This is a genomic window from Lutimonas sp. (genome assembly GCF_051011215.1).
Lineage (GTDB): Bacteria > Bacteroidota > Bacteroidia > Flavobacteriales > Flavobacteriaceae > Lutimonas.
In genome coordinates this window covers 1-21,526 of sequence record NZ_JBPCUJ010000058.1, presented here as the reverse complement: position 1 = coordinate 21,526, position 21,526 = coordinate 1, and the positions used below count along the sequence as shown (strand labels likewise).

Annotated in this window: 19 protein-coding genes and 1 tRNA gene; 9 read left to right on the top strand and 11 right to left on the bottom strand. The window is 37.8% G+C overall.

Features of this window, described 5'->3' with window-relative positions:
- On the top strand, positions 1-1,951 hold a 1,951-nt coding region (fdhF, locus tag ACR2MV_RS05755; protein ID WP_434020951.1), incomplete at its 5' end, for a formate dehydrogenase subunit alpha.
- Between the two features lie 6 nt (positions 1,952-1,957).
- On the opposite strand, the gene ACR2MV_RS05750 is transcribed toward fdhF, so the two are convergent.
- Entirely contained in the window at positions 1,958-2,722 is a 765-nt protein-coding gene (locus ACR2MV_RS05750) for an MBL fold metallo-hydrolase (RefSeq protein ID WP_434020950.1), read from the bottom strand.
- 225 nt (positions 2,723-2,947) lie between these two features.
- Here ACR2MV_RS05750 and ACR2MV_RS05745 point away from each other — a divergent pair, with 225 nt between their 5' ends.
- The 4 genes from ACR2MV_RS05745 to ACR2MV_RS05730 all read left to right on the top strand — a co-directional run bounded on the left by ACR2MV_RS05745 (position 2,948) and on the right by ACR2MV_RS05730 (position 7,317).
- A complete protein-coding gene (locus ACR2MV_RS05745) occupies positions 2,948-4,048 on the top strand; it encodes a Re/Si-specific NAD(P)(+) transhydrogenase subunit alpha (RefSeq protein ID WP_434020949.1) in 1,101 nt (366 codons plus the stop codon).
- Positions 4,049-4,058: 10 nt separating this feature from the next.
- Entirely contained in the window at positions 4,059-4,367 is a 309-nt protein-coding gene (locus ACR2MV_RS05740; protein ID WP_434020948.1) for an NAD(P) transhydrogenase subunit alpha, read from the top strand.
- Positions 4,367-5,758: an NAD(P)(+) transhydrogenase (Re/Si-specific) subunit beta gene (locus ACR2MV_RS05735; RefSeq protein ID WP_434020947.1), complete on the top strand. Its 1,392-nt coding sequence runs from the start codon at positions 4,367-4,369 to the stop codon at positions 5,756-5,758. The genes ACR2MV_RS05740 and ACR2MV_RS05735 overlap by 1 nt, the downstream gene beginning before the upstream one ends.
- A 98-nt stretch (positions 5,759-5,856) precedes the next feature.
- Positions 5,857-7,317, top strand: a complete 1,461-nt coding sequence (locus ACR2MV_RS05730; RefSeq protein ID WP_434020946.1) for a TonB-dependent receptor — start codon at positions 5,857-5,859, stop codon at positions 7,315-7,317.
- Positions 7,318-7,348: 31 nt separating this feature from the next.
- Here ACR2MV_RS05730 and bcp read toward each other — a convergent pair whose 3' ends face one another.
- Positions 7,349-7,798 carry a thioredoxin-dependent thiol peroxidase gene (gene bcp / locus ACR2MV_RS05725; protein ID WP_434020945.1) on the bottom strand — a complete coding sequence of 150 codons (450 nt, stop codon included), beginning with the start codon at positions 7,796-7,798 and terminating at the stop codon, positions 7,349-7,351.
- 31 nt (positions 7,799-7,829) lie between these two features.
- On the opposite strand from bcp, the gene ACR2MV_RS05720 reads away from it, so the two are divergent.
- A complete protein-coding gene (locus tag ACR2MV_RS05720) occupies positions 7,830-8,462 on the top strand; it encodes an endonuclease III domain-containing protein (RefSeq protein ID WP_434020944.1) in 633 nt (210 codons plus the stop codon).
- Between the two features lie 257 nt (positions 8,463-8,719).
- Here ACR2MV_RS05720 and ACR2MV_RS05715 read toward each other — a convergent pair whose 3' ends face one another.
- A complete protein-coding gene (locus ACR2MV_RS05715) occupies positions 8,720-9,304 on the bottom strand; it encodes an RNA polymerase sigma factor (RefSeq protein ID WP_434020943.1) in 585 nt (194 codons plus the stop codon).
- 283 nt (positions 9,305-9,587) lie between these two features.
- On the opposite strand from ACR2MV_RS05715, the gene uvrA reads away from it, so the two are divergent.
- The gene (gene uvrA / locus ACR2MV_RS05710) at positions 9,588-12,362 is read left to right on the top strand and encodes an excinuclease ABC subunit UvrA (protein ID WP_434020942.1); all 2,775 of its coding nucleotides are present in this window, start codon (positions 9,588-9,590) and stop codon (positions 12,360-12,362) included.
- Here uvrA and ACR2MV_RS05705 read toward each other — a convergent pair.
- From ACR2MV_RS05705 to ACR2MV_RS05675, 7 genes are all read right to left on the bottom strand, one after another.
- Positions 12,359-13,036 carry a hypothetical protein gene (locus tag ACR2MV_RS05705; protein ID WP_434020941.1) on the bottom strand — a complete coding sequence of 226 codons (678 nt, stop codon included), beginning with the start codon at positions 13,034-13,036 and terminating at the stop codon, positions 12,359-12,361. The two genes, uvrA and ACR2MV_RS05705, sit on opposite strands and share 4 nt — an antisense overlap.
- 130 nt (positions 13,037-13,166) lie before the next feature.
- Positions 13,167-13,242 (bottom strand) — tRNA-His (locus ACR2MV_RS05700).
- A gap of 172 nt (positions 13,243-13,414) precedes the next feature.
- On the bottom strand, positions 13,415-14,134 hold the full coding sequence (gene bshB1, locus ACR2MV_RS05695) for a bacillithiol biosynthesis deacetylase BshB1 (RefSeq protein WP_434020940.1): 720 nt from the start codon (positions 14,132-14,134) through the stop codon (positions 13,415-13,417).
- A gap of 2 nt (positions 14,135-14,136) precedes the next feature.
- Positions 14,137-15,279: a trans-sulfuration enzyme family protein gene (locus ACR2MV_RS05690; RefSeq protein ID WP_434020939.1), complete on the bottom strand. Its 1,143-nt coding sequence runs from the start codon at positions 15,277-15,279 to the stop codon at positions 14,137-14,139.
- Positions 15,280-15,285: 6 nt separating this feature from the next.
- Positions 15,286-16,056 carry a hypothetical protein gene (locus ACR2MV_RS05685; protein WP_434020938.1) on the bottom strand — a complete coding sequence of 257 codons (771 nt, stop codon included), beginning with the start codon at positions 16,054-16,056 and terminating at the stop codon, positions 15,286-15,288.
- A 14-nt stretch (positions 16,057-16,070) separates the two neighbouring features.
- Positions 16,071-17,786 (bottom strand): gamma-glutamyltransferase, encoded by a 1,716-nt coding sequence (ggt, locus tag ACR2MV_RS05680; RefSeq protein WP_434020952.1) that lies wholly within the window; start codon positions 17,784-17,786, stop codon positions 16,071-16,073.
- Complete coding sequence (locus tag ACR2MV_RS05675) at positions 17,773-18,378, bottom strand: ACP phosphodiesterase (protein ID WP_434020937.1); 606 nt, start codon at positions 18,376-18,378, stop codon at positions 17,773-17,775. Before ACR2MV_RS05675 ends, ggt begins: the two co-directional genes overlap by 14 nt.
- A gap of 208 nt (positions 18,379-18,586) precedes the next feature.
- On the opposite strand from ACR2MV_RS05675, the gene rocD reads away from it, so the two are divergent.
- Positions 18,587-19,864, top strand: a complete 1,278-nt coding sequence (gene rocD / locus ACR2MV_RS05670; protein ID WP_434020936.1) for an ornithine--oxo-acid transaminase — start codon at positions 18,587-18,589, stop codon at positions 19,862-19,864.
- A gap of 69 nt (positions 19,865-19,933) precedes the next feature.
- Here rocD and ACR2MV_RS05665 read toward each other — a convergent pair whose 3' ends face one another.
- On the bottom strand, positions 19,934-20,623 hold the full coding sequence (locus ACR2MV_RS05665) for a Crp/Fnr family transcriptional regulator (RefSeq protein ID WP_434020935.1): 690 nt from the start codon (positions 20,621-20,623) through the stop codon (positions 19,934-19,936).
- 101 nt (positions 20,624-20,724) lie between these two features.
- Between ACR2MV_RS05665 and ACR2MV_RS05660 the strand changes: the two genes are divergently transcribed.
- Positions 20,725-21,526 (top strand): heavy metal translocating P-type ATPase metal-binding domain-containing protein (locus ACR2MV_RS05660; RefSeq protein ID WP_434020934.1); only part of this gene is annotated, 802 nt, incomplete at its 3' end.

Here is a 21,526-nt window from a genome sequence, read left to right as displayed (position 1 = left end):
CCCTGAATCAGCTGAAGTAAATCAAGGTCACACCTGCTTAAAAGGACGTTTCGCCTTTCAATTTTACAATCACCCAGACCGCTTACGTGAGCCTCTAATCAAAAAAAACGGATCCTTTGAAGTTGTTACCTGGGATGAAGCCTACGATTTTATAGCTGAAAAATTACTTCAAGTACGAGATAAATATGGAAAAGATGCCATTGGCTGCATCTCATCTTCACGGGCCACCAATGAGGAAAATTACCTCATGCAAAAAATGACAAGAGTTGCCTTAAACACCAATAATATTGACGGTTGTGCCCGCGTTTGTCATGCCCCAACAGCATATGGTATGCAAAAAGCATTTGGTACCGGAGCTGCTACAAATTCAATTGTCGATCTGGATCTAACCGATTGTATCCTTCTTTTTGGAGCAAACCCAACGGAAGCTCATCCTGTTACCGGCGCCAAAATAAAACAATTATTTATGCAGGGAATTCCCAGTATTGTGGTAGATCCTGTAAAAACCAGCCTTGCCAAATTGGCAACCTATCACCTGCAATTAAGACCTGGCACCAATGTCGCCTTGTTAAACATGATGGGGCATTATATTGTGAAGGAAGGAAAGGTCCGTGAAGAATTTATAAAGAAGTATACAGAGCAATATGAAACCTTTTACAATCATGTGATCGATTTAGACATGGATGAGCTGGAAGAAATTACCTCAGTATCAAAAGAACTGGTCAGAAAAGCTGCCCTGGCCTATGCAGATGCCAAAAATGCGATGGAATTTCACGGTCTTGGTGTTACAGAACATTTTCAGGGAAGTAAAACGGTGATGCTATTATCAAATATCGCCATGATGACTGGAAATATCGGACGACCCGGAGTGGGTCTAAACCCTTTAAGAGGACAAAACAATGTGCAAGGAGCCGCTGATATGGGCGTGCAACCCCATCAAGGTGCTGGTTATATGGATGTAAACGATCCTGGAATTCAAGATTACTATGCCGAAAAATATGGTATTCCAAGCATGCCGGAAAAAGAAGGCTTAAAAATTCCTGAAATGCTGGAGGCTGCTATTGCCGGTAAATTTAAAGCATTGTGGATCATGGGTGAAGATACACTGATGACCGACCCGAATACCATGCATATTAGAAAAGCAATGGAGCAATTAGATATTATGGTTGTTCAGGAACTTTTTATGTCGGCGACAGCAGAAATGGCTGATGTGGTGCTTCCTGCAAGTTCCTATTTTGAAAAGAACGGAACATTTACCAATGGAGAAAGAAGGGTGCAGCGCGTCAATAAAGTAGTTGAACCTATCGGTAATACCAAGCCTGATGGTCAAATGATTATCGATATGATGTATAAACTGGGCTATGAGCAGCCCACCGGAAAAATATATGATGCAGCACTTATTTTGGAAGAAATCGCCGATGTTATTCCCTTTATGAAAGGGATTAGCTGGGACAGATTAGGAACCAACGGACTGCAATGGCCAATTCTGGAGAATGGAACGGATACAAAGATTATTCATAAAGACGGAAACTTTAAGCGTGGTAAAGGTAAATTTCATCATTTTGATTTTGAAGAAACTCCTGAATTGCTCGAACACCGAAATAAATATCCATTTATTTTGACAACCGCAAGGCAGTTGGAACATTACAATGCCGGTACCATGACCAGGAGAACTGATAACCAATCACTCTCCCCGATGGATTATCTGGAAATAAACCCTTTGGATGCCGCCGATAAAGAGATCTCAGCAGATGACAAAGTGCGCATTTTTTCTGACAGGGGCAGTGTTGAAATCCCAGTCAAGCTCACGTATTTAGTAAAACCGGGTGTGGTCAGAACCACCTTTCATCAACCTGATATTTTCATCAACATGATCACTGGAAACGTAGGAGACGAATACACCTTAACACCGGAATATAAAGTAGTAGCTGTTGATTTTGAAAAAGTCTAAACCTGTTTATTGACTTGAAACCTGCAGGCCGTCATAGGCTAAAAAAACATGGGAGGGCAATTCTTTTGAAACTTCAGCATGAAAGCCCATCCTATTGCTGATATGCGTCAGATAGGCTTTTTTAGGCTTTAATTCTTCAATAAAATTCAGGGCATCCTCTAAGTTAAAATGAGTTGGATGGGGATCCTTGCGTAAGGCATTTATGACAAGGATATCCAAATCTTTTAATTTTTCCTTTTCTGATGCCTCAATGGTTTTAGCATCTGTGATATAGGCAAATTTTTCAATTTTAAATCCTAAAATCGGAAGCCTACCATGCATCACCTCGATTGGTTCTATTTTTTTACCTTTTAACTCCATGGAGCTATCATCAATAATATTAAGAGAAACCTTTGGAGCCCCCGCATACCTGTTTTCTGTGGCAAAAATATACGCAAATCGTTCTCGTAAATTTGCCGCTACTCTTGTATCGCAATAAAAATCAACCTCCCCGTCTCTTTGCGAAAAAGGTCTGACATCATCCAATCCTGCCGTATGGTCCGCATGAAAATGTGTAAATAAAATACCATCCAAATGGTCCACGCCCGCTCTCAGCAATTGCTGTCTGAAATCAGGCCCGCAATCTATTACATAACTTGCCTCCTCCCACTCCAGCAACACCGATGACCTCAATCTTTTGTCTTTGGGATCTGTTGATAAACACACTTCGTGTTTAGATCCAATAATCGGAATACCCTGGGACGTTCCAGTACCTAAAAAGGTAATTTTCATACAAATAATTTTTCCTGCTAATTTAACATTAAATGTCGATAATTCTTATGGATATCTGTTGAATGACAAGGAATCGCCAATCTTTTTTTATATTCACTATAACAATGATAAATCATGTAATTTGCTCTGGGAAATTTGAATAGTTCGAGAGGTTACAAAGTGATATATATCAGTATTTAAGGCTAAAATAAAAGGTAATTTTAATGACAAATCAAAATTATGGGTATGAAATTAGGTATCTTAAAAGAAACTGAATCCAGTGAAAAAAGAGTTTCAATTTCACCGAGAATTGCTAAGCAATTAGTAGATAATGGATTTACGGTTATTGTGGAAGATGATGCCGGCGCATCGTCAAAATTTAAAAATTCCTACTATCGAAAAGCGGGAGCACGTGTAGAAAAAAGAGGAGCTGTTTATAAAGACAGTGATGTATTAATTAAAATAAATCCCTTTGATGAAGATGGCTTAAAATTAGTAGACAGTCATCATATTTTAATCTGCCAGCTTTTTCACAAATCACACCCTGAAATTGTTCAGAAAATTGCTGATAAAGGAGCCACCATTTTCTCAATGGATACCTTGCCCAGAATTTCTCGTGCACAGGACATGGATGTTTTAAGTTCTCAGAGCAATCTGGCTGGTTATAAGGCCGTGATAAAAGGAGCCTATGAAATGACAAAAATATTTCCTTTAATGATGACCGCAGCCGGAACCATTACCCCTTCCAGAGTTCTCATTTATGGAATCGGGGTGGCTGGTCTGCAAGCCATCGCTACTGCAAAAAGACTCGGAGCTATTGTAGAAGCAACGGACATTAGAATGGAGACAAAAGAGCAGGCAGAATCATTAGGAGCCAAGTTCATCACTGTAGAAGCGGATGATGAAGCATCCGAAAACGGATATGCCAAAGCCGCTTCTGACGAATATGCAAAACGTCAAAAAGAAGCAGTTGATGCCTCTCTGTTCAAAGCAGACTTGGTGATTACTACAGCCATGGTACCGGGCAGAAAGTCTCCGGTATTGATCACGGAGGAACAAGTCTTAGAAATGAAAAATGGCGCGGTTATTATAGATCTTGCTGCCGCACAAGGAGGTAACTGCGAACTGAGTAAAATGAATAAGGCAGTGATAAAAAATGGCGTAAAAATCATTGGAACAACCATTGCCCCGGAAAGCGTATCAACAAATGCCAGTGACCTATATGCAAAAAATATGTATAACTTCATCATGTTTCTAACTGAAAATAATGAATTTAAATTCGATTTAGAAGACGAGATAACTGATGAAACCTTAATTGTGAAAGAAGGGGTCATTCGAAAAACTTAAATATGTAACTATGAATCTAATAATAGAATTAATAAGTGAAAACCTTCAAATGATCTACATCGTCATTCTTATGATTTTTGTAGGTGTTGAAGTTATTGGGCATGTTCCTGCCGTTTTACATACACCCCTTATGTCCGGGGCCAATGCCATACACGGGGTCGTAATTATCGGTGCGATTTTGGTGATGCTCGGTACTGAACCAGATAATATTCTGGCGCTGTCACTTGGTTTTGTAGCGGTGCTACTGGGAACTTTAAACGTGGTGGGTGGCTTTGTAGTTACCGATCGCATGTTAGAAATGTTTAAAAAGAAAAAATAATGGAATATCTATTCAGTCTAGAAATCATCTATTTGATTGCCTCTGTCACTTATATCATGGGGCTCAAAATGCTCGGACATCCTGAAACTGCGCGTAAAGGAAACTTGATTGCGGCTTTTGGAATGGGACTTGCCATCTTTGGAACCATATTTTTATATAAGGGAGAAGTGGCCAGCCTTATCTATATTTTAATCGCCATTGCCATTGCCATCGGAACCATTATTGGCTGGGGCGTTGCCAAAAAAGTGGATATGACAAAAATGCCTGAACTGGTGTCACTGTTCAACGGAATGGGAGGCGCAAGTGCAGCTCTCATAGGGTTGATTGAATTCAGCCACTACACGGGAGACCAAATCTCGATCTTTACCATTTTAGCAGGGGTTATTATTGGTAGTATTTCTTTTTCAGGGAGTATGATCGCCTGGGGAAAACTAAACGGAACCTTGAACAAACCGATCCGACTTCCTGCATACAACATATTGAACAATGTTATTCTGGTGGCAATTCTTGCCTTTGCCACCTTCATTGTGTTAACAGGAGCTGACAGTCAGTTGTTTCTATACCTGCTTTTCTTTGCCGCGCTGGCTTATGGTGTTCTTTTCGTGATGCCTATTGGAGGGGCAGATATGCCTGTTGTTATTTCACTGTTAAATTCCTTTACTGGATTGGCAGCTGCATTTGGAGGTTTCCTTTATGGAAATATGGTCATGCTCACAGGGGGTATCCTGGTGGGATCTGCGGGAACTATTTTAACTTTTGCCATGTGTGATGCCATGAACCGTCCTTTGGCCAGCGTTATATTTGGTGCTTTCGGAGAAGGAACTACAGGAAGCGATGCTTCAAAACAAACATCACAAGGCAGTATCAAAAAGACAACGCCGAGTGATGCAGCTATTTTGATGAATTATGCCAACCAGGTGATCATTGTTCCCGGTTACGGTTTAGCCGTCGCTCAGGCTCAACATGTGATCCATGAACTTGAGGTATTATTAGAGAAAAAAGGTGTCAAAGTGAAATATGCCATTCATCCGGTTGCTGGAAGAATGCCTGGTCACATGAATGTATTGTTGGCAGAAACGAACGTGGATTATGACAAATTAATCGAGATGGATGACATTAATTCAGAATTCCAAAATACGGATGCCGTGCTCGTGGTTGGTGCCAATGATGTAGTAAATCCGGCGGCTCACAACGATCCGGCCAGTCCAATTTACGGGATGCCTATATTAGAAGTGGTCAATGCAAAAAGCATCATTATCAATAAAAGAAGTATGAATCCCGGGTATGCAGGAATCGAAAATGAACTATTCTTTAATCAAAAAACATCCATGCTGTTTGGTGATGCCAAAGATGTGCTTACCAAGCTGGTTCAAGAATTAAAAAACATGTAAAAAGCACCGTTAAATAGGATTCTATTCAGCGCTAAATTTTTAAAGCAAAATCTTTATACTCTTTAAATCTTGAGTATATTTGTTAAAAAATAAGCAGGATGAGATTTATCAAAGGTGATAAAGAACTTGAACACGTTCTTTCGGTGAAACAAAAGTCACTTCGTGTTAACTTGAATGAACATATTTACGGAACTTTCGCAGAAATTGGTGCGGGACAAGAAACTGTTCGACATTTTTTTAGAGCAGGTGGTGCTTCGGGAACAATTGCGAAAGCGATGTCGGCCTATGATAAAGATTTTTCTGATGCGATTTATGGTATTGAAACTGATCGCAGATATGTGACGGAATCGCGTTTAAGAAAAATGCTGCGTCATGAGGTAGAGTTGATAGAAGATCGATTGAATCGTGATAAACATCCGAATAAGATTTTCTTTTCTTATGCAAATACTGTTACCACAATAGATTTTGCTAAAAATTTCAAAGGACATGGCTGGGTAGGAATTCGATTTCAGATGGATGCTTTGGAAGACTACAATGAAATTGTCTTGCATGTTCGGTTTAAGCAAACAGATTCTAAATTACAACAGGAGACTCTTGGCGTATTAGGAGCCAACCTTATCTATGGTGCTTTCTATTTAAACGACAGTCCTAAAGATCTTTTAAAATCTTTTTATGACAATATAGACAATGATACCATTGAGGTAGACATGGTTGATTTTTCAGGACCGAGATTTATGTATGTGGACAACCGATTGATGAGTCTGCATCTACTTAAAAACGGCATGACCAATGCGGTAATGTTCGGGCCCGATGGTAATAACCTCCTTCCTGCGCAGCAGTTATATAAGAAAAACATACTTGCCTTACGGGGTAGTTACAGACCTGTAACAAGGGTGAATATGGAAATGTATGAGGAAGCCAAGAAAATGTTTTTTTCAGACAAAAGAGTGACTGAAAAAAACACCCATGTGATTTTTGAAATTACCCTGGCCAACTTGCGATCTGAAGGTAAAATCAATGAACGTGATTTCTTGGACAGAGCCGAACTACTCTGCTCTCTTGGACAAACCGTAATGATTACTAACTTCCAGGAGTATTACAAACTGGTTGATTATTTCTCTGAATTCACCAAGGCACGGATGGGCTTAGCAATGGGTGTTTATAACCTGATCCAGATCTTTGATGAAAAGTATTACCGTGACCTGAGTGGTGGTGTGCTTGAAGCTTTTGGCAAACTATTCTATAAAGATTTAAAAGTTTATCTATATCCGTTGAAAGATCTTGAAACCGGAGAAATCATTACGAGTAAAAGTTTGAAGGTTCATCCAAGGATGAAAGAATTGTATAAATATTTCAAATTCAACGGTCGAATCGCAGATATTACCAAATTTGATCCTGAGATATTAGAGATTTTCTCGAGGAAAGCATTTAAAATGATCGTAGATGGAAAAAATGGCTGGGAAGAAATGCTGCCGGAGGGTGTAGCAAAAATAATCAAGGACAAAAGATTATTTGGCTATAGTCGCAGAAAACATGAAATGAAAAATAAAACAAAATAAAAAAGGGCGGTGTTTACCGCCCTTTTTGATGCTATAATATCTGTGCTGTGTGGTCTTTGGTCTTTACCTTTTGAATGACATCTTCAATCCTGCCATTTTCATCTATAACAAAGGTAGTTCTGTGAATTCCATCATATTCTCTACCCATAAATTTCTTTGGTCCCCAAACACCATAAGCCATAATCACTTCTTTTTCTTCATCAGCCAACAAAGAATAAGGTAATTCCTGTTTGTTGCTAAAATTCAACTGGCGTTTTTCAGAATCCGCACTTACTCCAATCACCTCATATCCCTTACTTTGAAAACTCTGATAGTTATCTCTTAAATTACAGGCCTCAGCCGTACATCCTGGTGTGCTGGCCTTGGGATAAAAAAACAGTACTACTTTTTTTCCTTTAAAGTCCTTTAACTCAATGGTTTTACCATATTGATCTTTTGCTTTGAAATCGGGAGCCTTGTCCCCTATTTGTAATGTTGTCATTATTTGTATTTTTACTCAAAAATACTGAAAAATGAATAAATCAGAAAGGGTTCAATTCGTAATCGACACCTTGGAATCACTCTACCCGTCTCCTCCAATTCCATTAGATCATAAAGATCCCTATACCTTGTTGATTGCCGTCCTTCTTTCGGCTCAAAGTACAGATGCAAGGGTGAATACAATCACACCGCTCCTTTTTGAAAGAGCTGACAATCCATTTGAAATGATCACCTTAAGTGTCGAAGAAATAAGGGAAATCATCAAACCCGTTGGACTCTCCCCTATGAAATCAAAAGGAATTTACGGCTTGTCCCACATTTTAATCGATAAATACAACGGACAGGTTCCTGATAAAATTGAATTATTAGAAGAACTTCCTGCTGTAGGTCATAAAACCGCTTCGGTCGTCATGAGCCAGGCTTTTGGTGTTCCAAGCTTTCCTGTAGATACACATATTCATCGTTTGATGTATCGTTGGAATTTAAGTACGGGAAAAAATGTGGTTCAGACCGAAAAAGATGCCAGACGTTTGTTTCCTGAAGAACTTTGGAACAAATTGCATCTTCAAATTATCTACTACGGTCGCGAATACTCTCCTGCCAGAGGCTGGAATAGAGATAAGGATATTATTACTAAAACAATCGGAAGGAAAAATTTGACATAAAAAAAGCTCTTAATATCATATTAAGAGCTTTTTCCGATTAATTCAAATGAAACATTAAGCTTTCTTTTTCCGTCTTGACCGACTTTATCGATTTCGAATAATTTAGTAAAAATGAAACCGTTTCAGTGCTCGGGTCAAGTTTTTCTTTGAAAAATCTTTCAGTGTAAAGTTTTGCCATAAATCTTATAATTTTTTAGGGATTAATAAGATAACGAACAAAAATAAATATTATTGCACAAAGATTAAAAAACTTTAAATTAGTTTGTTAAAATAATATTATTGTTGTCAATCATTTTCCTTAAGTTGATCAAGGCATACCTCATTCTTCCTAGGGCTGTATTAATACTAACGTTCGTTTGCTCAGAAATCTCCTTAAAGCTCATGTCCTTAAAAATTCTCATCATAAGAACCTCTCTTTGGTCTTCTGGCAATTCCTCAACTAATTTCTTTACATCTTCATGAATTTGATTCTTGATGATTTTTCCTTCTGCACTTAAAGAGTTGTCACTCAATACTGAAAAAATATCAAATTCGTCTGTATTCTGAAAAGTAGGCATTCTGTTTCCTTTTCTGAAGAAATCAATAATAAGGTTGTGTGCGATTCGCATTGTCCAAGGTAAAAACTTACCTTCTTCATTGTATTTACCCATTTTTAAAGTATTGATCACTTTAATAAAAGTATCCTGAAAAATATCATCAGCGACATCTCTATCTTGTACTTTTGAATAAATAAAACTGAAAATTCTTTGTTTGTGACGCAAGATTAAGATTTCTAAACATCTCTCATTTCCTGCAATGTAGTTACTAACTAAGACGCTATCGTCTAATTTTTGATTGTGCATAATTCCCCTTTTTTAAGTGAAGCTTTAATACTAATTCAGCTTCGTTTGATTATTGTTATGAAAAGTAGAACTATACTATATGCAAAAATTTTTAAATTAATAAATCGTTAGGGGAGACTAGTCTAAGTTTCAATAAGTCTCTGGACAAATATAAACACATTTATTTCTTATAAACAAATTTTTTTGCAAAATATTTTATTTCTTTTAACATTTTACCCTCTTTTTTTAACAAAAAAACCTCAGTATATTTGTAGACTCTTGAATTCAAAACACACGTAACACCTTGAAAAACAGCGATTTTAAAGATTTTATCACAATAACAGGCGCTTCTTTACACAATTTGAAGAATTTAAATGTAAAAATTCCCAGAAATAAGCTTGTTGTGCTTACCGGATTGTCCGGATCCGGGAAATCCAGCCTTGCATTTGACACCTTATATGCCGAAGGTCAGCGTAGATATGTAGAAAGTTTGTCTTCTTATGCAAGACAATTTCTAGGTAAGTTAAATAAGCCAAAGGTTACTTCTATCAAGGGAATATCACCCGCAATCGCTATTGAGCAGAAAGTAAACAGTACGAATCCGCGTTCTACGGTAGGTACAACTACAGAAGTTTATGACTATTTGAAGTTATTATACGCCAGGATTGGCAAAACCTACTCGCCAGTTTCCGGTAATGAAGTAAAAAAGGATACTGTCAGAGATGTCTTAAATCATATTAAAACACTCAAAGCAGGAAGCAAGCTTGTCTTGCTGGCTCCTATTATTATAGAGAAAGGAAAAGATATAGACACCATCATCAACATTTTGAAACAACAAGGCTTTTCCAGACTGATGGTCAATGACAAGATTATGCGAATTGATAAGTTTATACCAGCCCCGAAACAAAAGCTATGGCTGGTGGTCGATAGAATCGTTGTACAACATGACGAAGATTTTTACAACAGGGTTGCCGATTCTATACAAACAGCCTTTTATGAAGGAAAAGGAGAATGTGTGCTGGAAAGCATTGACACAAAGAAAAGAATATCCTTTAGTAATAAGTTTGAATTAGACGGAATGACCTTCCTGGAACCAAATGTTCACTTCTTTAGCTTTAACAATCCGTATGGTGCCTGTAATAAATGTGAGGGATATGGTAATATCATTGGTATCGACAGGGACCTTGTAATTCCAAATACATCGCTTTCCATATACGATGATGCCATTCTGCCCTGGAAAAGTGACTCCTTTAAAGCCTATAAGGATGATCTTGTTTTAAACGCCTATAAATTTGATTTTCCAATTCACAAACCACTCTTTGAATTGAGTGATGAACAACTGGAACTGCTCTGGACAGGCAATACATATTTCAATGGTCTAAATGCCTTTTTTAAGCATCTCGAAGAAAAGAGTTATAAAATTCAATACAGGGTCATGCTCTCGAGATACAGAGGTAAAACCAAATGTACGAGTTGTGAAGGTAAAAGATTACGAAAAGAAGCTACCTATGTAAAGGTACATGGTAAAGACCTTAGCCAATTGGTTGATCTGCCTATTGACGAAATTTTGGAATTCTTCAAAAACTTAGCACTGGATGAATCGGAAAATGCCATTGCTAAAAGATTACTTTTAGAAATAAGGAATCGTTTAGCGTTTTTAAATGACGTTGGATTAAATTACTTAACACTTAACAGAAATTCTAATACGCTCTCGGGAGGAGAAAGCCAACGTATTAACCTGGCCACTTCTTTGGGAAGCAGTCTTGTGGGCTCCATGTATATTCTGGACGAACCAAGTATAGGTCTGCATTCGAGGGATACAGAAAAACTGATCAATGTTTTATTCAAATTAAGAGACCTGGGAAACACTGTGATTGTTGTTGAACATGATGAAGAAATTATTCGTGTGGCGGACCACGTCATTGATATTGGTCCTGAAGCAGGAAGTTTTGGCGGTGAACTGGTCGCTGAGGGTAACTTCAATCAGATTTTAAAAGCAGATTCATTAACAGCAAAATATTTGAATGGAAAATTACAAATTGAAATTCCATCAAAAAGACGCATCGGTAAAAAGAAAATAAATATTATTGGTGCGCGGGCCAATAATTTAAAAAATGTAGACGTTTCGCTTCCGCTAAATTCTTTAACGATGATCACCGGAGTTTCGGGAAGTGGAAAAAGTACACTGATTCGGAATATTTTGTATCCGGCACTCCAAAAGATCATCCATAAATACGGGGAAAAACCAGGACAATATTCTGAAGTTAATGGAGATATTGACAGCATTCAAAACATTGAATTTGTGAACCAGAACCCAATAGGTAGATCCAGCCGTTCAAATCCAGTAACTTATATCAAAGCCTATGACGACATCCGAGGGCTTTTTACGGATCAAAAACTTGCTAAAATGAGAGGATATAAGGCTAAGTTTTTTTCTTTTAATGTAGATGGTGGGAGATGTGACACGTGTAAAGGTGAAGGAGAAGTCACCATAGAAATGCAGTTTATGGCAGATGTGCATCTCGAATGCGAGACTTGTAAAGGAAAAAGGTTTAAAAAGGAAGTTCTTGAAATAAACTATGAAGGAAAAAACATCAATGATATCCTACAGACCACTGTCGATGAGGCAATTGCATTTTTCACAGAACATGATCAATACAAAATAGTAAATAAACTAATGCCTTTACAAGACGTAGGTTTGGGGTATGTACAATTAGGCCAGGCCTCTTCTACCCTGTCCGGAGGAGAAGCCCAAAGAATAAAGCTGGCCTCCTTTTTAGTAAAAGGAAGCAGCAAAGAAAAGACGCTCTTTATTTTTGATGAACCTTCAACCGGGCTCCATTTTCACGATATTAAAAAACTCTTAAAATCGTTCAATGCGCTCATAGACAAAGGGCATTCCATCATTGTTATAGAACATAATCTTGACCTTATTAAATGTGCAGACTATATCATAGATCTTGGACCAGAAGGTGGCAAGAAAGGTGGAAATGTAGTAGCTGAAGGAGTCCCAGAAGATCTTATAAAAAACAAAAATTCCTATACTGCCAGCTATTTGAAAGAAAAACTAAAAGCTTAATTCAGTAACTCCAATTTTTCTTTGGCCAAGACAAAATCTGCCTGAACCTTTAAGGCCTTTTCATAACTTAGTTTTGCCTCAGCTGGTTTTTCAAGCTTCTCTTCAATCAATCCTTTCAGGTAAGGAATGGCAGCGAGTAATTCAACTTGTTGTGTATGATTTTGATTAATCGTAAAGGTTACCTTATAATTTCCTGAATCGTTCAGTGTTTCTACCTTTTTAATCGTGGCATAGGCTTCATCATTTTTCTTCATGGCCAACTGTAATTTAGCCAAACTATATCCGTGGTAATTATTATTAGAAAGTGTAAATAACTCATCATAAGACTCCATTGCCTTATCAATGGCACCCAGTGATTCCAAAGAAATTGCCTTTAATTCAAGAATAGCTTCATTTTTCGGATCTCTTTTTAAAACTTCAGTGGACATTAAAAAACAAGAGCCATATTTTCTTGAAGAAAAATAAATATAGGCCAAACTATCTTTATACGTGCTGTTCGCACCTTCTAAAGCAATCAGTTTATACATGCTGTAGGTTACTACTGAAGGGTCACCCATCGCCTTCGCATTTTCTATTACTTCTTTTTCAGTTTTTATGGCATCGGCACTCCCTGCTTGTGCAAAGGTGGTAAATCCCATCAATCCTATAAGGGCCAGACTAAATAACTTCTTCATTTTTCAAATAATTTTAAGACCGCAAAAATATTCAAAATATTGGAATTATGAATCTTTATGCAAAAGATTAACAAACCCTTAGGTATAAATCAAAAAAAAACGTTCAATAAAATTGAACGCTTTTTAATTTGGGTGGAAGACCGGGCTCGAACCGGCGACCCTCGGTACCACAAACCGATGCTCTAACCAACTGAGCTACAACCACCGTGATAAACCGAATTCACTTGATACAAATTCGGGTGCAAATATAATCTATTTAACCACTTCTTCAAACAAAAAATAAAATTTTATTAATGAATTTCTCTGGACAAAACGAAGCATCTTTTTTCGTCGTAAATGAGAGAAAGAATTAAAAACATCCAAACGCAACACAAGCATCTAAATCAATTGATCAAGGTGATCAACAGCTACAAATCTCTCTACAGTAAAGCCTTCAGCACTTTCCTTCCCGATAATCCTTCCCAGATCCCGTGCCCTGTAATGGATGCTGTCCAAAAAGTTTTTACTCGTAATTGGCGACACCGGCTCATTTGATTTGGGATCATAAAACTGTGAAGCATACGCTTTTACCGCCTCCATTTTTTTATCCATAAAACCAGTAACATCCACCACGAAATCGGGTTTGATGTTTTCCCACTGTATATAATGATACACCTGTTTGGGCCTCCATGCTTCCTGTGGCTCTTCATTATGATATGTTTCTATTTTTCGCAGTCCTGCCAGAAAGCAGGCGTCTGAAACCAGTTTACTGCCCTTGCCATGATCAATATGCCTGTCTTGTATGGCATTGCACAATACAATGTCTGGTTGATACTTTCTAATAATTTCAATCACAGCTTTTTGATGGGTTTCGTCATTCACAAAAAATCCATCTTTAAAACCAAGGTTTTCACGAACACTCAGTCCCATGACCTTTGCCGCTTTGGCTGCTTCCTGATCTCTTATTTCTGCCGAGCCACGTGTTCCCAGTTCTCCCCGGGTCAAGTCTAAAACTCCCACCTGTTTCCCTCTTGAAATCTCTTTTACCAAAGTAGCTGAACAGCCCAACTCCACATCATCGGGATGTGCACCTATGGCCAATATATCTAATTTTTTCATCATTACAGTTTTATAGCTTGAATCAGGTCATTTAATATATCCTCTTTATTCTCAATTCCAACGGATAATCGCAACAAATTATCTGAAATACCCTGAGTTTTTCTTTCTTCTGGAGAAAGTAAGGCATGGGAAGTAAGGCTCGGCTGAATAATCGTAGATTCCACTCCTGCCAAACTCATGGACGGCTTGATCATTTGTAATCTTTTTTGATACGCTCCTGCATCCATGTTTTCATGCAATTCAAAAGATAGCATGCCTCCGAATCCATGCATCTGAGATTTGGCCAATTCATGATCCTTATGAGATTTCAATCCCGGATAATAAACCCTTTTTATCGCCTCATTGCTTTCAAGGCTCTCCGCAATAAACTGTGCATTTGAATTATGCTTCTCAATTCGAACACCCAATGTTTTAATACTTCTTTCGAGTAAAAAGCACATGAATTCACTAAGGTTCCCTCCAAAATTACGGGCTTTAAACAGCACTTTATCAATCAGTTCTTTTCTTCCTGCCACAATACCGGCACTAATATCACTGTGTCCGCTTAAGTACTTGGTAGCACTGTGGATCGAAAGATCTATGCCAAAATCCAATGGTGTTTGATTCAAAGGCGAAGCAAATGTATTGTCTATCATACTTATTATTCCGCTCTTTTGAGCCAGTTTTGCAATGCCTTTTATATCCGTAATACTCAATAAAGGGTTTGAAGGCGTTTCAATATAAATCACCTTGGTATTCGGTCTTAGTTCTCTTTCAAAATCTTCCAGCAACAATCCTTTTGTAAACGAAAATTCAATACCAAATCTTGAAAACTCCTCCATCACCAAATGATGACTTCCACCATAAATTTCATTTTGAAAGACAACATGATCGCCACTTTGTAAAAATGCAAACAAACTGGAAGTTATCGCTGCCATGCCACTTGAAAAAGGCAAGGCTTTTTCTGTGTTTTCAAGAGCCGCCAATTTATTGGCAATAACTTCTTGATTTGGTGTATTTAAATACCTTGGATATCGTTTCTCTTCCACATCCAAAAACGGATAGGATGTTGCCATAAAAATGGGAGAAACAGATCCTCCGAATTGTGTATCTTCTATTTGACCTTCATGAATACACAGGGTGTGTTTTCCTTTGTGTTTTTTCATTTTTCTTTATTTTAATCTTCCTGTTATATATAAATTAACTCCTGGTCCCGACGCCACTCTTCCAATTTCCCAATCGTAAAGATCGGCATCCTTCAGACCCGCCACTAATTCCTGCATTTCCTGTACCGAATACGTTCTTAAAGACGAAACGATTCCATCCCAAAAAACAACTATGGGCACTAGTGGAATGATATAGGTAAACAAAATTCTACCAAGAGAGAATGGCTTGATAAAAGGTGTTACCAATAGCACCGTAATAGGTGAAAATATCATTGCCAGTAGGCTGGGTATACTTCTCTCCTGCCCTTCAAATATGGCTATAGCACCTTTATTATCAATTACATTTTGCAAAATAGCTTTGGCTTCAGCCGGCCTAAAATGATGTAAGGATAAAAATTGTGTTCTTATGCCCTTTACATCATTAGGAACATTCCTTGCATCAATAGCATCTTCTCTAAACGAAAAAATATCATTTTTACCTCTTGTGTATTCAAAGGCAGCAATATTAGGATATAAATCCGTCATCAAAATTCTCAGATCAGGATGCTTCACTTTTAACGCTTCCGCGATCCACAACAAACCACCACCTCCTCCTGAGCCTAAATCAACTAACTGAGTTTCCCCTGTCTCGTTTAAAAGCCTGTCCAATATAGGAACAGCTGGTTTAAACAACTTTGATTTATTCGTTAAAAACTGTAAAAAATCCGTCATATAATTTCTTAAAAAAACAGGAAACCATGACTGATCTTCGAATTCAAAAAGGTGGATTCTACTCATACTAACTACATCAATTAAAAACCAACCGCCGTATCATCTCCTCTTGGGTCTGCACCGCCTTCCAATGTACCATCCGGCAATACTAAAATTGCATCAACTTTTCCGATGATAAGCGATTCTCTTTGAAAAAGTTTGTAGCCTTTTGAGCGCAGGTTTTGAAACGCTAAAGTATCAAAACTTCTCTCAAAAATCACCTCATCAGGCAACCATTGATGATGAAATCTACTGGATCTAACTGCTTGATCCATCCCCATATCATATTCTATTACATTTAAAATGGTTTGAAAAACTGTTGTTATAATAGTTGATCCTCCCGGAGAACCCACTACCATTAACAATTCTCCATCTTTTTCAATGATTGTAGGAGTCATAGAACTTAACATTCTTTTCTCTGGTTCTATGGCATTGGCCTCAGCTCCTATAAGCCCAAACATATTTGGGCTACCAGCCTTGGCGCTCAGATCATCCATTTCATTATTTAGAAAAAAACCTCCTTCTTCAACATAAACCTTTGAACCATAGCCCCCATTTAAAGTGGTGGTTACGGCCACGGCATTTCCATAGGAATCGACAATTGAATAATGAGTAGTCTGATCACTTTCTATGACTTCAATTTCTCCATGTGAGACCTCATTGGAAGGAGTCGCTGCCTCCCATGAAAAATCACTCATTCTTTTTTCATTATAGCTTTTTGACCCAAGTACCTCCATCGGAATCGAAACAAAATCAGGATCTCCTAAGTAGAAGGCTCGATCAGCATAAACCCGTCGCTCTGCCTCCGTAATAAGCTGAATGTAAGGTTCTGAATTATGTTCATACTGTTGTATGTTATATGGCTGGATACTTTTAAATAACTGTTCAAGACAAATCCCTCCGCTTGAGGGAGGTGGCATGGAAATTATTTGATACGATTTATACTCAAAGGTGATTGGTTTTCTCCAAACCACTTCATATTTGAGCAAGTCTTCAAAATCAATGATTCCTCCCAAAGACTTCATTTTATCAACGATCATTCTAGCTGTTTCTCCTTGATAAAACTCATCTCTTCCATTTTGTTTTATTCTTTCAAAGGTCTTTGCCAGATTTGGATTCCTGAGAGTATCTCCTTCCGCCCATTCCCTGTCAAAAAAAATGGTGTCAGCATTGGCAATTCTAAATTGTTCTCTGTTCCGATTTAATCCATCTGCCTGCCTAGAAGTAACAATGACTCCATTATTTGCAAGCTCAATTGCCGGATTAATCAATTCTGAAAAAGGCAATGTCCCATACTTTTTATGAATCTCAAACAGGGCTGCTACAGTACCTGGAATACCCACTGCCATAGCTCCAAGCCTGCTTTTCCCTGGAATCAAATCGCCATTGTCATCAAGATACATGTCTCTGTGTGCCTCAAGAGGCGCTTTTTCTCGAAAATCCAATGCTCCTGTTTTACCTTTATGGTCTCTAAAAACCATAAAACCACCACCGCCAATATTTCCTGCTACAGGATATGATACAGTCAATGCAAGGTCAGTAGCAATCATGGCGTCAAAGGCATTCCCTCCTTTTTTTAGAATTGAGGCTCCGATAGCCGAGGCCTCTTGACGGGCACTAACAACCATGGCACTGTCAGAAATGAGCCCTCGCTGTTTTTTAATCATCAAAGGCTTTGTATCGCATTGAATACATAACAGGAATAAACTCCCCAGATAACAGCAGGCGGCCCAGCGCCTGATATCACAACGAATCATAAGTCTCATTAATCTCTTTTAATTTTTTATTGCTAAAGCTCACCAGATCGTCAAAGAATAAAACAAAATCATTTTTAAAATCCTTATAATTTGATTCCAGATCATAAATAGCCATATCTATTTGTCCTCTGTTTTTTGTTCTGCGGTTCATTCCTTCGAGCACGCTTTGAATTCCTTCTAATCTGGCATAGCTCAACAACCAATTATCTCTGATCAAATAGGTTGACATATGCTGTATCTTATCAGGTAAATAATCAAAGTTTTTGTTAAGGATTGCGTAAAAATTTTGAGTGTATTCAGAAAGTGGAATCTCAGAATAGTCCTGCCAGTTTTTTGCCAGAAAATGATCATAAAAGATATCGATCACAACACCCCGGTAGAGTCCATACCGATCATTCAATCGCCTCTTGCTTATTTTTACTATCTCATGTGTATCTGTAAATGAATCGATTTGCCTGTGTAATAGTATTCCCTTTTGTAATTCAGCCGGGAACTTTTTATACTTGTTTCCTTTAATATGATCCGCCATAAAATTACCAATGGTAATCATTTCATGATCCTGTGACAAATATATATGAGCTAAATAATTCATTCAATAATTTCTGTTAAAAATAAACTTTTAAACACTATCAATGACATAAACCGATTTTTTGTTGCCACTGTCATGATATTCCATTGATTGTACAAAAATTTAGTTATTTTTGCCTCTACCAGGATGATTTCTCTCCACAAGCAGGAATTGTACATGTATAATTCAACCTTGGTGTTTATTCTGAACCAGGGTGTTCAATTCTAATTTTATGTTAGTAAAAGACAATCAATCTTCGAAAGAGGCGATAGCGCTAGAAGATAAGTACGGGGCACATAACTACCACCCGCTACCGGTAGTACTTCAAAAAGGAAAAGGTGTTTATGTTTGGGACGTTGAAGGTAAAAAATACTATGATTTTTTATCAGCCTATTCAGCTGTTAATCAAGGGCACTGTCATCCAAGGATCGTAAACAAACTGCAGGAACAGGCAGCAAAATTAACCTTGACCTCAAGAGCGTTTTACAACGATCAGCTTGGTGTGTATGAAAAATTCATGAGTGAATATTTCAAATTTGACAAGGTATTACCTATGAATACGGGTGCTGAAGCGGTTGAAACAGCTATTAAGCTTTGTAGAAAATACGCGTATGAAAAACGAGGTATTCCAGAAGAAAAAGCCACCATCATCGTTTGTGAAAACAACTTCCATGGAAGAACAACGACGATTATTTCATTTTCTAATGATGAAACGGCGAAAAGGAATTTTGGCCCTTATACGCCGGGGTTTATTAAAATTCCATACAATGATGCTGATGCGCTTGAAAAAGCCATTAGAGAAAATGACCATATCGCAGGATTTTTAGTGGAGCCTATTCAAGGCGAAGCAGGTGTATTCGTTCCTGACGAAGATTATCTGACAAAAACGAGAAAAATCTGTGCTGATAATGAGGTTCTTTTTATCGCAGATGAAGTTCAAACGGGTATTGCCAGAACCGGAAGGTTGCTGGCCACTTGCGGGAATTGCGCCTGTGCAGATAAAAACTGTTCACAGACACCAGAGGTAAAACCAGACATATTAATATTAGGCAAGGCTTTGAGCGGAGGAGCCTATCCAGTATCAGCGGTACTTGCAGATGACCCTATCATGGAAGTCATCAAACCGGGTGTTCACGGATCTACCTTTGGAGGAAATCCAATTGCAGCAGCTGTGGCGATGGAGGCTCTGGAGGTCATTCGAGATGAAAATCTTGCCGAAAACGCGGATAAATTAGGTAAATTATTCAGAGCCGAAATGGAATTGTTTATCGCAGAAAATGAACTTGTCACCTTAGTACGTGGAAAAGGTTTATTGAATGCCATTGTCATCAATGACACTGAAGAAAGTGATCTTGCCTGGAATATCTGTGTAAAGTTAAAAGACAATGGTTTATTGGCCAAACCAACACATGGTAATATTATTCGTTTTGCACCTCCTTTGGTCATTAACGAAGAGCAACTTATGGACTGTATCCGTATCATAAAAGAAACGATTACCTCTATGAGTTGAAACGCTGTATGAGGATCAAAAAAAAGCCCTTTTCAAATTGAAAAGGGCTTTTTTTTCGTTTATACAAAATCAATATCCTTCAGTAAGATGCTGTAATTTTATTTTATTTTCGATGCGTATCTTTTTCCCTGCCAACGAAATATAGCCTTCTTTTTTAAATTCAGACAGTAATCGAATTGTAGATTCTGTTGCTGTTCCAATGGCATTTGCAATCTCTTCTCTGGTTAATGTCACTGAAATATAGCCTTCATTATCCACACCAAATATTCTCTCAAAAAACAAAAGAGATTCTGCCAATCTCTCTCTTACATTTTTCTGTGCCATGTTGGCAATAGATGAATTCGCTTCATCAAGGTCTTCCGCTAAAGATCTGGTGATCTCCAAAGAAAACTCTGAATTATTTTTAAACAATTCAATGATTTCATTTTTCGGAATAAAACAAACATCCATTTCTTCCAACGCTGTCACGGTTAGATGCGCCACTGAATTACTTATAACAGACCTATGTCCCACTAATTCTCCTTTCCTGATAAATCGCACAATTTGCTCTTTCCCATTTGGCGCTAATTTGGTCAGCTTACATTTCCCATTCCTCAGACAATAAACACCTCTTAAGGAAGTACCCTCACTAAAAATCACTTCACCTTTCTGAATGTGGAGCGTTGATTTTTTCTTTGCAATTTCTTTTAGTTCTACTGCAGTAACAGAGTTCAAGGAGTTTAAGTCTCTAATGACACATTTTTCGCATTCTGCTCTCATAAATTCACCTTTATTTCTTACAAATTTATATAAATTCTAATACCATTCATTTTTTTATGTAGTTTTTTTATAAGAAATTTACCCACTTTTCCAAAGGATCTATGTCTAAAGATAACTGCTTCCACTGCGGTCTCGATTGTAAAACAGATAAAATTGAATTTGATCAAAAAGCATTCTGCTGTAATGGATGTAAAACGGTCTATGAAATTTTAAATCAGCATGAGCTATCTAGTTACTATGACTTGGAAAGCGCTCCAGGGACTGTTCCTAACGAAATAAAAGGGAAATTTGACTACTTGGATAATGAGGCAATTGCTGCCAAACTAATTGAATTTGATGATCTGGAAACAGCTGTCGCCAATTTTTACATTCCAAGTATTCATTGCAGCTCATGTATTTGGGTGTTAGAGAATTTACAGAAGTTGAATGCGGGAGTAAAAGTTGCTTTGGTGAATTTTCCTAAAAAAGAAGTCCGTGTTACTTTCAGAAAAAGTGAAATTTCGATAAAAGAATTGGTTGAATTAATTGCATCCATTGGATATGAGCCCTATATCAGTCTTGATGATGCTGAAGTCAAGAATAAAAAAACAGACAGAAAATTAATCTATCAGGTAGCTGTGGCAGGCTTTGCTTTCGGAAATATCATGATGTTATCATTTCCTGAATATTTCCAAATGGATGAATACTGGCTCAATCGATTTAAACCGTTTTTCAGAGCTTTGATGTTGCTTTTATCCCTTCCGGCCCTGCTATATTCAGGAAAAGACTATTTGATATCAGCCTATAAAGGACTAAGTCACGGCATCCTGAATATTGACGTTCCTATTTCTCTCGGAATTCTTGTGTTATTCTTTCGAAGCACCTATGAGATTGTCACCAACACCGGCCAAGGATATTTTGACA